The sequence below is a fragment of the Burkholderia sp. HI4860 genome, assembly GCF_002223045.2.
Classification (GTDB): Bacteria; Pseudomonadota; Gammaproteobacteria; order Burkholderiales; family Burkholderiaceae; genus Burkholderia.
On sequence record NZ_NKFO02000001.1, the window covers coordinates 250,930 to 263,292 of the forward strand.

The window sequence follows — 12,363 nt, forward strand, 5'->3', positions numbered from 1 at the left end:
TTCCGTCATCGCGCCGTCAGAACTTGTGACGGATCCCCGCGTGAACCATCAGCTGCTTCGAGGTCGACGACAGGTCCGCCGCGCCGGGAACATAGGCCTGGTCGAGCGACGAGCCCGTCGCGTCGCCCGCGATCCGCTGGTACGCGCCCATCAGGTACACGTCCGTGCGCTTCGACAGGCTGTAGTCGGCCATCAGCCCGAGCGAATGGATCTTCGGCTTCGCGCTGCCCGTCGTCGCGTCGTAGCGCACCGTCGTGTACACGTACTGCGCGCCGACGAACAACGCCGGCGTGAACTGGTATTTGCCGTTCACCTCGAAGTTCTGGTACTTGATCGACGACACCGTGCCACCCGCGAGCGGGCCGGTCACCGGCTCGATCGTTTCGTCGCCGAACAGGTAGCCGACGTTCGCGCTCGGCCGCGTGACGTTGCTGTTCGTGTACGCAAACCCGACCGTCGCGGGCCCCGCCGTGTAGTTGATGCCGGCCCCGAAGATCCGCAGCCGCGCCGACGCAAAGTTCGCATCGGCGCCGACCGATCCCGCGCCCGCGATCGCACCGCCCGCCGTCGCGCCCGGGTTGTCCGCATTCAGGAACGCCGCGCCGACCAGCAAGCCGCCCTGCTCGTACTGCGCGCCGACGCTCCACTGCCGGTTGTTCGCGAAGCCCGTGTCGTTGCTGAAACTGTATGTGCCGCCGAACGAGAAGCCGGCGAAATCCGGGCTCGCATACTTCACCGTGTTGTTCACGCGGAACGTGTTGCCGGTGTTGTCGTTGTCGAGCGGATGGGAGAACGGATAGACGCCCCAGCTGCCGTTCGCGGTCGTCGGCGCGAGATAGTCGACCACCGCATCGTATTGCCGGCCGAGCGTCAGCGTGCCGAACCGCGCGCTGCCGAGCCCGACGTACGCCTGCCGCCCGAACATGCGGCCGCCCTGCGCGAGCGTGCCATTGTTCACGTTGAAGCCGTTCTCGAGCTGGAACAGCGCGCTGTAGCCGCCGCCCAGATCCTCGGTGCCCTTCACCCCCCAGCGGCTACCTTGCGCGAAGCCGCTCGCCATCTGCCACGCGCCGTGGCCGCCGACGTTGTTCGTGTAGTCGATACCCGCATCGACGAGCCCGTACAACGTGACGCTGCCCTGCGCGAACGCGAACGCGGGCGCCGCACACAGCGCAGGTACCGCGACGAAAGCCAATCTCCAGTTCATTCGTTTTCCTTATTTATCGTGTCGTGACTGCCCGTTTTCCGGGCGTCGCCGCTTACTTCGCGCCGTAGATGTCGAAGTCGAAGTACTTCTTGTTGATTCTCTGGTACGTGCCGTTCGCGAGGATCGTCGCAAGTGCGTGGTTGAAGGCCTCGCGCAGGTCGTTGTCCTGCTTGCGCAGCCCGAGCCCGTCGCCCTGCCCGAAGTACTTCACGTCGTCGATCGCCGCGCCGACGAACGCGAAATCCTTGCCCTGCGGCTTCTTCAGGAAGCCGTCGCTGGCCGCGATCGATGCCTGGAACGCCGCGTCGAGCCGGCCCGTCACGAGATCGGCATAGACCTGGTCCTGGTTCTGGTACGACACGACCTGCACGCCGGCCGGCTGCCAGTTCGCGACCGCGTAGTCGGCCTGCGCGGAGCCCTGCTCGACACCCACGCGCTTGCCCTTCAGCGCGTCGGCCGTCGGCAGCAGCGGCGAGCCCTTGCGCGCGACGAGGCGCGCCGGCGCATTCGAGATCCGGTTCGTGAACGCGATCTGCTGCTGGCGCTTCGGCGTGATCGTCATCGACGACGCGATCACGTCGAACTTGCGCGCGAGCAGCCCCGGGATCATCCCGTCGAAACTCGACTCGACCCACACGCAGCGCGCATGCAGCTCCGCGCACAACGCGTTCGTGATGTCGATCCCGAAACCCGTCAGCGTGCCGTCGGGCAGCTTGTATTCGAGCGGCGGGTAAGTCGGATCGACCGCGAGGCGGATCTCCTTGCCCGCCCAGTCGCCCGCATGCGCCGCCCCTGCCGCCAGCGCCACCGCGAGCGCCGCCATCCGTTTCCACTGCTTCATTGCCAGTCTCCTTCCTTGTGTGAATCGTCAGTCAAAATCGTGCGGGCTCATCGCGCGAGGTAGCGCTCCGCCAGTGCAATCCAGTAGCTCGCGCCGGTGGCGAGGCACGCGTCGTTGAAGTCGTAGACGGGGTGGTGCAGCCCGCATCCGGCGGCGCCGTCGCCGTTGCCAATCGACAGATAGCTGCCGGGGCACGCGTCCAGCATGAACGCGAAGTCCTCGCTGGCCGCGATCGGCCGCAGGTGCGGGATCAGCGCGCCATCGCCGCCCCATTCGCGGGCGACGTCGCGGGCAAACGCGGTTTCCGCGGCGTGATTGACGAGCACCGGGTACGCGTGCCGGTAGTCGATCTCGGCGCTCGCGCCATAGCTCGCGGCCTGCCCGTGCACGATCTCGCGAATGCGCCGTTCAAGCAGCTTCCGCACGTCCGGCGACAGCGCACGCACGCTGAGCGCCAGATCCGCGTGCGGCGGAATCACGTTCGATGCGGCGCCCGCATGGATCGAGCCGGCCGTCACGATCGCCATCTCCTGCGGGTTCACGTTGCGCGACACGACGGTCTGCAGCGCCATCACGATCGACGCGCACACGACCACCGGATCGATCGTCGTATGCGGGGCCGCGCCATGCCCGCCGCGCCCGGTCACGCGCACCTGCACCTCGTCGGCCGAGGCCATCGCCGGGCCGTCGCAGAAACCAAGCACGCCGGCCGGCAGGCCCGGCACGTTGTGCATCGCGAACACCGCATCGCACGGAAACTGCGCGAACAGTCCGTCGTCGATCATCCGCTTCGCGCCGCCGAGCCCTTCCTCGGCCGGCTGGAAAATCAGGTTCAGCGTGCCTGTGAAGCGTTCCCGCTCGGCCAGGCAGCGCGCCGCCGCGAGCAGCATCGCCGTGTGGCCGTCGTGGCCGCACGCGTGCATCACGCCGTCGCAGCGGCTCGCGTGCGGCAGCCCGGTCGTCTCGCGGATCGGCAGCGCGTCCATGTCCGCGCGCAGCCCGAGCCGCTTCCCGGCGCCGCGCGTCAACGTGCCGACCACGCCCGTGCCGCCGAGCCCGCGCGTCACCCGATAACCCCACGTTGTCAGCAGGCCGGCCACGAGATCGCTCGTCGCGTGTTCCTCGAAGCCAAGCTCCGGATGTGCGTGCAGCCGGTGGCGCAGCGCGATCATTTCCGCCTCGATGGCCGCCATTTCCGGCTGGATGTGTGTGTGGTCCAACCCCGATTCTCCTCGATGCGTTCCGGTTGCCGATCGCCCGAATGACCGATCGTGTCCGCATCGTAGGCAGCGAAAATCCCGGCGAACAGCCGCGGTTTCGTTATGATGACAACCTTTCGTTGTCGGGTATCGCACCATGAGCACGATCAAGCTGCATCAGTTGCAGGCGCTCGTCGCGAGCGCGGAGGCCGGCAGCATCCGCGGCGCGGCGCGCACGCTCGGGCTGTCGCAGGCGGCCGTCACGCGCGCGCTGCGCGAGCTGGAGGCGAGCGAACGCCTGCCGCTGCTGGTCCGCGCGCCGGAGGGGATCGGCTTCACCGAATACGGGAAGACGCTGCTCACACACGCGAAGCTCGTGCTGAAGCAGCTCGAACACGCGCAGAGCGATCTCGAGCGCATGCGCGGCCGCGTCGAGGGCCGGCTGAGCGTCGGCGTCACGCCGTGGCTGACGATGACCTTCCTCGCGGAAGCGGTGCTGCGTTTTCGGGAGCAGATGCCCGACGTGCGCCTCGAGCTCTACGAGGCGCTGATGGCCGTCGCGCAGCCGCTGTTGCGCGACGGCAGCATGGACTTCGCGCTCGGGCACGTGCAACCGGGCGGCACGCAGGAATTCGCGTTCGAGCCGATGCTGCGCTACGAGACCGCGGTAATGGTGCGCGCCGGCCATCCGCTCGAGCACGCGCGGTCGATCCACGATCTGCTCGACCACGACTGGGTGCTGAATTTCGCGGCCGACGGGCAGGCCGCGCTCGTCGATTACCTGTTCACGCGCCACGGCGCCAAAATCGACGAGCGGCGCATCGTGCGTGCGCAGTCGGTGGCGATGCTGCAGACGATGCTCGAGCAGGCCGACATGTGCACGTGGTGCCCGACGATCCTCGCGGCCGTGCCGTCGTTCGGTGAGCGGATGCGCGCGTTGCAGTTGAAGGAGACCTTCGAGCCGCGCGACCTCGGGATCGTCACGCGGCGCAGCAGCACGCTGAGCGACGCCGCGCGCTGCTTCATCGACTGCCTGCTGCACGTGATCCGCCGGCATGCGCGCTCGGCACGCAAGGCGGATCTCGCGCTGTTCAGGACGCTGTCGCTGCTGATCTGACGCGCGGCAGGCGCGGCAAACGCGGCTCGCCGCCGCGCCGCCGCATGTTGCCCGTCAGATCTTCGCCGTCAGCGTGATTCCGACCGTGCGCGGATCGCCGTACAGCTCCGGATACGCGCCATACGACGGCAGCAGCTCGAGCTTCTTGTAGACCTTGTTGGTCAGGTTCGTCACGTAGCCCGTCACGATGTACTTCTGGTTCGGCGTCGTGTAGGACACGTGCGCGTTCAGCACCGTGTAGCCGCCCTGCCAGAGCTGCGGCATCGTCTGCCGCGTCGCGCTGAAGTACTCGAGGCTGCGGTAATTCACGTCGCCGCCGGCCGTCAGCGTGCCGAACGACACCGGCACGCGATAGTCGAAACCCGCGTTGATCGTCGTATGCGGCGAACGCGCGAACGAATTGCCGACGGCAGTCGGCACGTAGCGGAACTCCGTGTAGCGCGTGTTCAGCATCCCGAGGTTCGCGAACAGGTAGAGGCTGTTGACCGGCTGCGCCTTCAGCTCCAGCTCGAAGCCGTCCGCGCGCCCCTGCCCCGCATTCGACAGCGTCGACACCGGCGGGCCGCCGAACGGGTTCGGCGCCAGCGCGAACACCTGTATGTCGCGATAGTCGTAGTGGAACACGCTCGCGTTGACGATCAGCCGCTTGTCGAACCACTCGCTCTTGATGCCGACTTCGTAGTCGGTCAGGTACTCCGGCGACACCGTCGACACCGTGCTCTGCGTGTACGCGTTGCCGTTGTAGCCGCCCGAGCGGAAGCCGCGCGCATAGCGGAAATACGCCCGCACGTTGCTGCTGAGCGCATATTCGGGCGTGAGGTCCCAGGTCGGCGCGCGCCACGTGTTCGTCTGGTTCTGCCGCGCACTGACCGCCAGCGGCGACGACACCGACGACGGATCCCACCAGCTGCCCGGATTGCTGAACGTCACGTTGCCGGTGCCCTGCAGCCCAGTCAGGTTGATATTCTTGCGCTCGATCGTGTAACGCAGCCCGCCGGTCACGTTGAAGCGGTCGGTGAAGCGGTACTTCACACTGCCGAAGATCGCCGCGCTCTGCGTGTGCTGCGTGAGGTCGGTCAGGTGGTAGAACGCGGGCGACGGCGAGCCCGGCAGGCCGCCGCCGGCACCCTGCTCGGCCAGTTGCTCGGTGAACAGGTGCGTGCCGACGAGCCAGCTGAACCGGTCGTTCTGCGGCGATTCGAGCCGGAATTCCTGCGAGAACTGGCGGCTCGACAGGCGATCGTGCGAGCGTGCGGCATCGAACGCGGAATAGTCCTCGTCGTCCTGGTACCAGCGGTGCAGCCCTTCGAACGCGGTGATCGACGTCAGCGTCACCGCCGGGTTGATGCGCCAGTGCGCGGTGAGCGACGTGCCCCAGGTCGAGATGTGATCGCTCGACGGCGCATTGAGCGACACCGTGTACGGATCGCTCGACCCGACGAAGCCGAACTGGTTCGCGCCGCCCGGCCCTGCACCCTGCGCGTGCCATGCATTGCCGCCGCCCGTGTAGTTGCGGCCGTGGATGTTGAACAGGAAGTCGGTATCCGAGGTCGGCACGGCCAGCACCTGGAAGCGCACCGCATTGTCGTGGAAGCCGCCGAAGCGCCCTTGCTGCACCGTGTTCGTGTAGAAGCTGTCGGCGTTCTCGTGATACACCGACACGCGCGCGGCCAGCACGTCGTTCTTGCCGATCGGGCCGCCGATCGCGGCTTCCGCGAGCCGGCTGTTGTACTGGCCGAGCCCGATCTTGCCGTAGCCGCTCACGTCGAAAGTCGGCTTCTGCGACGTGATGCTGAGCGCGCCGCCGACGGTGTTCTTGCCCCACAGCGTGCCCTGCGGGCCGCGCAGCACTTCGATGCGGTCGAGGTCGAACAGCGGGAAGCCCTGCCCGAACACGCTGTTGATGTAGACGTCGTCGAAGTACACGCCGATCGGGCTCAACGACAGGTCCGACGGATCGTTGCTGCCGACGCCGCGCAGGAACCAGCGCGGCCGCTCACGGCCTTCGGTCGACTGGCCGGTAAAGTTCGGCACATATTTCGTGACGTCGTTCACCACGCGCAGTTCGTTGTTCTTGATCGTGTCGCCGCTCAGCGCACTCACCGCGACCGGCACGTCCTGGATGCTCTCCTTGCGCCGGCGCGCGGTCACCGTCACCGTGCCGAGATTCGTTTCGCGTGTGGCCGTGCCGCGGGTCGCACGGGCGGCCGTCGGCGCCGCCGCGGCTGCATCGTCCGCGCCCGGTTGCGCCGGTTTCGCGTCCGGCGCCGCCGTCACCGCGCCCTCTTCAGCCCACGCGGGCAACGATACGGCTGCGCCCGTCAGCAATCCCCCCAGCGCGGTGACGATTAGTTTTTTCCTGAACATCGATGAGTCATCCTGTTTGATCGGTTGAACGCACGTGCGTGCGCGACGCACGGGTGATCTATTGCAATTCGGATGCCAGCATCGAGAAGCCCGTCGCACGGGGCTTCCAGCCTGCGCGTGGTGCAGGTGTTGCTGCATGCGCATCTGTGACGGGGAGCAAACTGCTGGTCACGCAACACCGCGCGGATTCCGCCCCACCCGATTCGACGGTCGTCAGGACAGCTTCGCAGTTGCAGCACGCGATGCCTCGCGCCGCCCTGTCGACGCGCGCAGCGCGAGCCCGACCAGCACGACGATGGGCAGCCAGCACAGAAACACGCCCGGCAACCCGACGATCGGCACGAGCGCGCTGCCGGCCAGCGGGCCGCAGAACGCGCCCGTCATCGAGGCAAGGTTGTAGAGGCTCGATACCTGGCTCTTGTCGGCCGGGTGACGGCCGAGACGCTGCATGTTGACGAGATGCAGCAGCGACGAGCCGGCGCACAGCGCGGCGAGCCCCGCGCCGACGACCCATGCGTCATGGGCGAGGCCCAACGCGAGCAAGCCGGCCACGCCACCGGCAAGACTGAGTGCCTGGCAACGGCGCGCGGTCATCCGTTGCGCGACGTGCCCGAGCCCGAACAGTGCGATCACCGCGACGACGCCCTGCAGCGTCAGCAGCGCGACGGCTTTCGTCTGCGACAGCCCGAGCGACTGGATCGCCAGCACCACCGTATACGCACCGGCGAGTGAACGGGTCGCGCTGTTCACGGCTTCCAGCACGAGCTGCTCGCGCACGTCGTAACTCCACGCAAGCGCCAGCAACGCGCGCAGGCCGCCGGGTTCAGGCGGCGCACCGCGGGCCGCGGGCTCCGCATCGCCGAGCAGCGTCCGGCTGAACAGCGCCATGCCCGCGAAGCTCGCGGATGCCACGCAGAACGTCGCGACCGCGCCGTGCGCGCCGATCAGCCCGCTCGCGAGCCACGGCCCGACCATGCCGGTGCCGACCGACATCGCCGCGCGGTACCAGCCGGCGCGCGCGAGGCCGATCTGCGCGAGACGCGCGAGGAACACGCCGTTGATCGACACGATCCGGAACGGGATGCACAGTCCGATCAACACTTGCGTGAGCGCAATCAGCGGCCACGCGCCGGTGAACGGCACGACGAGATTGAGCAGCATCGGCCCCATGCTCGCGACGAAGTACACGCGCCGCGCGCCGTAGCGCGCGACGAGCAACCCGGCCGGCAGCGTCATCAACGCGATGCCGAGCGGCTCCATCGCCGCGATGATGCCGAGCCGGGCGCTGTCGACGCCGAGCGCGAGCGTGTACAGCGTCGTCGCGAGCTGCGCCATGCTGATCGTCGTGCCGCTCGCGAGCGCCAGCAGCATGAAGCCGCCGGTGAAACGCTCGCGCCGCCATGCGTCGGCGACGCGTGCCGATGCGCTCACCGCGCGGCGTCGCGAGACCGCGTCGCGATGCCGTCGAGCGCACGCCGGTCGATCCACGCATGCACGTCGAAGTCGGCCGGCAGGAAGCGCCATTCGACGAGGAAGCGCTTGAAATCGTCGAGCGCGGCGATCGATGCTTCGTCGAGATCGGTGCGCAGCCGCCGGTGCACGTCCGCGCCGTACGCGAGCCGCAGCCAGTCATGGCCCGATCCCGTCTCGCGGCCGAGATAGCCGAGCACGTCCTGCTCGTGCTCGCGCGCCCAGCCTTCGACATCGGTCACGCGCGCGAGGAAGCGGCTGACGATGTCGGGATGCCGTTCGAGCGTCGACGCATTGACGGTCAGCGGCCGCGGCGACCCATTGTTGATACGGATCTGCGGATCGGGATGAAAGCCGATGTCGACGACCGCCTGCGCGCCGATCAGGTGCGCGGTTTCGAGCCCGAGCGACCCCTTCACGTAGATCGCGTCGACCTCGCCGCGCACGAGCGCGGCCGCTTCGGCCGCGTAGAGCCGGCGGCTCGACAGGCTCGCGGGATGGCTGAAGGCCGCGTCGCGCGTCGCCGGGGTCGGCACCGGCGCGCGCAGGTTCGACGCCGGCACGTCGATCCATTCGACATCGGCGGGGCCGAGCCCGTCGAGCGACAGCGCACTGACGAAGCCGCGCAGCGCCGCCGCACGAAAGATGTCGATGCGCTCGCCGTCGCGGCGCGGCAGGCCGATGCGGCGCCCGCGCAGGTCCTTCGGCCGCGTCAGCCCGCTTTCCGGCAGCGCGACGATCGCCTGCGCCTCGTCGACCCAGGTCAGCGCGACCACGCGCGTGTCGGCGCCGGCCGCGCGCGCCCACAGCGCGGGAATGCTGCCGCCCTGCCGGAATGCGTTGTCGAGCGAATGATCGACGTGCGCGTGATGCAGTGCCGCGTGCTGGCTCTCCTGCAGCGCGCGCACGGTGATGCCGTCGCCGGCGAATTCGCTGTCGAGCCAGCCGAGATGCGCGGCGATGCCGAGCGGCGTCGGCACCGGACAGCGTGTGTACCAGATCGACTGGACATTGGAGGAAGCCGTGATGCTCATGGATGCGTTCTTGGACAGAGTCGTGAACCGCGCGTCAGCCGCGCGGCGCGGTGAGCACCGACAGCCGCGTGATGCCCGCATGCTCGATCGCGGCCATCAGCTTCGCGACCGTGCCGTACGGCACGTGCTCGTCGGCCTGCAGGTCGAGCGCGACGTCGGGCCGGCCGGCCTTCAGTGCGGCCAGCTCGGCCGGCACCGCGGCCAGCGCGACCGCCCGCTTGTCGAGATACACGACACCCTTGGCGTCGACGCTCACGGTGACGTTCGGCTTGCGATCGGCCGGCGCCGTGGCGACGGTGTTCGGCAGGTTCACGTGTACCGCGTTGTTCAGCAGCGGCGCCGTGACGATGAAGGCGACGAGCAGCACGAGCATCACGTCGACGAGCGGCGTGATGTTGATTTCGCTGAGCACGTCGTCGTTGTCGGAGGAAGAGGAGAAGGCCATTATGCGAAGGCCTCCTGACGGGTGTCGCCGGCACGGCGTACCGGCGCGGGCGCGGCGGCGGCCGGCACGCGGAAGCCGGCCTTCTGCGCGAGCGTGACGAAATCGGTGGCGAACGCGTCGAGGTCGGCCGACGCGGCCTTCACGCGGCGCACGAAGAAGTTGTATGCGAGCACGGCCGGCACGGCGACCGCGATGCCGATCCCGGTCGCGACGAGCGCCTCGCCGATCGGCCCGGCCACGACGTCGATGCTCGCCGACGCGCTGTGCGTGATCGCGGTCAGCGCATGGATGATGCCGAATACGGTGCCGAACAGGCCGACGAACGGCGCGGTGCTGCCGATCGACGCGAGCACCGCCAGCCCCGTCTCCTCGCGCCGCCGCGCGTTGTGGATCTGCTGCCGCAGATGCCGTTCGAGCAGGTCGTGACGGCTCCAGCTGTGTTCGAGATCGTGCGCGCTGCTCTCGTCGGCGCGCCGCAGCGCGTCGAAGCCCGTCGCGGCGAGCTCGCCCACCGGGCTGTTCGCGCCGTCGAGCGCGGCGGCCTCGTGGAAGCTGTTCGCCGCCCAGAACGCACTGACGTAGCGCCGGTTGCGCGCGCTCGCCCGCAGGCTCTGGATCGCCTTCACGACGATCAGCGTCCACGTGACGACGGAAAAGACGACAAGCAGCCAGAGCGCGCCCTGGACGATGAAGGTGGTCGGAATACCGTTCATGATGTGAGTTCCTTGAAAAATATGGCGGGCCGCCCGGCGGGTCAGCCCAGCTTGAAATCGATCGGCACGTTGACCCAGCCGTCGACCGCTTCGTCGCCGCGCTTCGCGGGCACGAACGTCCAGCGCTTCACGGCGGCCACCGCCGCGGTGTCGAGCATGCGGCGGCCGCTGCTCGTGCGGACCTCGACGGAATCGGGCGAGCCGTTCGCGAGCACGTGCACGCGCAGCACGACGCGTCCTTCCCAGCCCTGATCCTGCGCGAACGCCGGATAGTCGGGCGCCGGGTTGCGCAGGTAGGCCGCGTCGCCGATCGGTGCGGTTTCGCGCACCGGTGCGGCAGGCGCGGCCGGCGCGGGAGCCGGTGCGGCGGGCGCGGCGGCGGCCGGTGCCGCCGTCGCCGCGGCCGCCTCGCGGGTGACTTGCGGCGCGGCAGCGGGCGCAGGCGCCGGATGCGCGACGGCCGCACGCGGCTTCGGCGGGGTCGGCGCCTGCTTCAGCGGCTTCGGCGGCACTGCCGGTGGCGGCGGATGCGCGGCCTGCGGCAACGGTTCGGGCGGCCGCGTCAGTTCGACCGTCATCGGCAGCGGCCGCGGCGGCTGCACGGGCGGCGCGGCAGGTGTGCGCGCGGCCAGCAACGCGACACCCGCATGCAGCGCCGTGACGGCGAGCGCAATCGCCCCCGTGACGCGCCACGCGCCCGGCTTCGCCTTCGGCGCATCCGGCCGTGCCGATGGCGAAGCGGACGGCGGACGCGCGACCGCCGCCGCCCCGCTCGCACCCGCACGCGGCGCAGCACGCGCCGCATGCCGGCGTGCCGGCGGCACGCCGTATTCGATCGTCAGACATGTCATGCTCGACTCCTTGCAATGACGCGCCGCGGCGCGCTACGCGACCCACGCATGGCGTTGCCGGTCGATGCGCGTGAACGGCGCCGGGTCGATCCACGCGCGCGCATCGAAATCCTGTTCGAGAAAGCCCCATTCGACGAGGAAATCCTTGAACGCGACCAGCCCGTCGATCGACGTCTGCGCGAGCCCCGTCTCCAGATGGCGGTGCACGTCCGCGCCGTACGCATAGCGCACCCACTCGTCGGATGCCCGCGTCTCGCGGCCGATATACGCAACCGTCTCCGCCGGATGGCGCGCGGCCCAGTCGCCCGCCCCCACCACCACCGACAGGAAGCGGCTCACGAGATCGGGGCGCGCGTCGATCAGCGCGCGGTCGACGGTCAGCGTGCGCGGCGTGCCGTTGCCGATCCGCACGAGCGGATCGGGGTGCGCGCCGAGATCGATGACGACCTGCGCGTCGATCAGATGCACGGTCTCGAGCCCTTCGACGCCTTTCACGAACACCGCGTCGACCTCGCCGCGTACGAGCGCCGCGATCTCGATCCCGTACTCGTGCGGGCCGCGCGTGAACGACGCCGGGCCGGTGCGACGTTCGCGTTCGTCGGGCAGGTCGACCCATTCGGCGTCGCCGTGCCCGAGCCCTTCCAGCTCGAGCGCGCTCAGGAAGCCTTTCAGCGCGGCCGCCCGCCAGAAGTCGATGCTGATCGGATGGCGCGGCAACCCGAGCCGCCGGCCGCGCAGATCGCGCACCGAGCGAATGCCGCGATCGGGCAGCGTGACGATCGCCTGGAATTCGTTGGTCCACGACAGGCCGATCACGCGCGTATCGGCGCCGCGTGCCCGCGCCCACAGCGCCGGAATGTTGCCGCCCTGCCGGAACGAGTGCGGCAGGCTGTGATCGAAATGCGATTCGCGCTTGCCGGCGTCCGCCGTCTCCTGCAGCGAATTCAGCGTGATGCCGTCCGGCCCGAACTCCTCGTCGAACCAGCCGCGATGCACGGCGATGCCGAGCGCGGTCGGCACCGGGCAGCGCGTGTACCAGAGTGCGTCGCAAGCCGTGGCCTGCGCAGCGAGTGTCGTCATGGTGAATGTCCTTGTCGATGTCGTTGGATGGCGCGGCAA

11 protein-coding genes are annotated in these 12,363 nt (G+C 69.1%); 1 reads left to right on the forward strand and 10 read right to left on the reverse strand.

Annotated features, from left to right (window positions below):
• Window positions 1–16: 16 nt before the first annotated feature.
• The 3 genes from CFB34_RS01150 to CFB34_RS01160 are packed head-to-tail and all read right to left on the reverse strand — an operon-like array spanning window position 17 to window position 3,220.
• The gene (locus CFB34_RS01150) at window positions 17–1,207 is read right to left on the reverse strand and encodes a porin (protein WP_089443259.1); all 1,191 of its coding nucleotides are present in this window, start codon (window positions 1,205–1,207) and stop codon (window positions 17–19) included.
• A gap of 52 nt (window positions 1,208–1,259) precedes the next feature.
• Complete coding sequence (locus tag CFB34_RS01155; RefSeq protein ID WP_089428293.1) at window positions 1,260–2,048, reverse strand: ABC transporter substrate-binding protein; 789 nt, start codon at window positions 2,046–2,048, stop codon at window positions 1,260–1,262.
• A gap of 47 nt (window positions 2,049–2,095) precedes the next feature.
• Window positions 2,096–3,220, reverse strand: a complete 1,125-nt coding sequence (locus CFB34_RS01160; protein ID WP_089443387.1) for a M20 aminoacylase family protein — start codon at window positions 3,218–3,220, stop codon at window positions 2,096–2,098.
• A gap of 184 nt (window positions 3,221–3,404) precedes the next feature.
• Between CFB34_RS01160 and CFB34_RS01165 the strand changes: the two genes are divergently transcribed.
• Complete coding sequence (locus CFB34_RS01165) at window positions 3,405–4,364, forward strand: LysR substrate-binding domain-containing protein (protein WP_089443260.1); 960 nt, start codon at window positions 3,405–3,407, stop codon at window positions 4,362–4,364.
• A 54-nt stretch (window positions 4,365–4,418) separates the two neighbouring features.
• On the opposite strand, the gene CFB34_RS01170 is transcribed toward CFB34_RS01165, so the two are convergent.
• The 7 genes from CFB34_RS01170 to CFB34_RS01200 form a co-directional block, all read right to left on the reverse strand.
• Window positions 4,419–6,731: a TonB-dependent receptor gene (locus CFB34_RS01170; RefSeq protein ID WP_089443261.1), complete on the reverse strand. Its 2,313-nt coding sequence runs from the start codon at window positions 6,729–6,731 to the stop codon at window positions 4,419–4,421.
• A gap of 213 nt (window positions 6,732–6,944) precedes the next feature.
• Window positions 6,945–8,162 (reverse strand): MFS transporter, encoded by a 1,218-nt coding sequence (locus CFB34_RS01175; RefSeq protein ID WP_089443262.1) that lies wholly within the window; start codon window positions 8,160–8,162, stop codon window positions 6,945–6,947.
• Window positions 8,159–9,235 carry an ABC transporter substrate-binding protein gene (locus tag CFB34_RS01180; protein WP_089443263.1) on the reverse strand — a complete coding sequence of 359 codons (1,077 nt, stop codon included), beginning with the start codon at window positions 9,233–9,235 and terminating at the stop codon, window positions 8,159–8,161. The genes CFB34_RS01175 and CFB34_RS01180 overlap by 4 nt, the downstream gene beginning before the upstream one ends.
• Window positions 9,236–9,269: 34 nt before the next feature.
• A complete protein-coding gene (locus tag CFB34_RS01185; RefSeq protein WP_089443264.1) occupies window positions 9,270–9,680 on the reverse strand; it encodes a biopolymer transporter ExbD in 411 nt (136 codons plus the stop codon).
• Window positions 9,680–10,393 carry a MotA/TolQ/ExbB proton channel family protein gene (locus tag CFB34_RS01190; RefSeq protein ID WP_089443265.1) on the reverse strand — a complete coding sequence of 238 codons (714 nt, stop codon included), beginning with the start codon at window positions 10,391–10,393 and terminating at the stop codon, window positions 9,680–9,682. Before CFB34_RS01190 ends, CFB34_RS01185 begins: the two co-directional genes overlap by 1 nt.
• Window positions 10,394–10,434: 41 nt before the next feature.
• Window positions 10,435–11,244, reverse strand: a complete 810-nt coding sequence (locus CFB34_RS01195; RefSeq protein ID WP_089443266.1) for an energy transducer TonB — start codon at window positions 11,242–11,244, stop codon at window positions 10,435–10,437.
• A gap of 33 nt (window positions 11,245–11,277) precedes the next feature.
• Entirely contained in the window at window positions 11,278–12,324 is a 1,047-nt protein-coding gene (locus CFB34_RS01200; protein ID WP_039354360.1) for an ABC transporter substrate-binding protein, read from the reverse strand.
• Window positions 12,325–12,363: the final 39 nt, after the last annotated feature.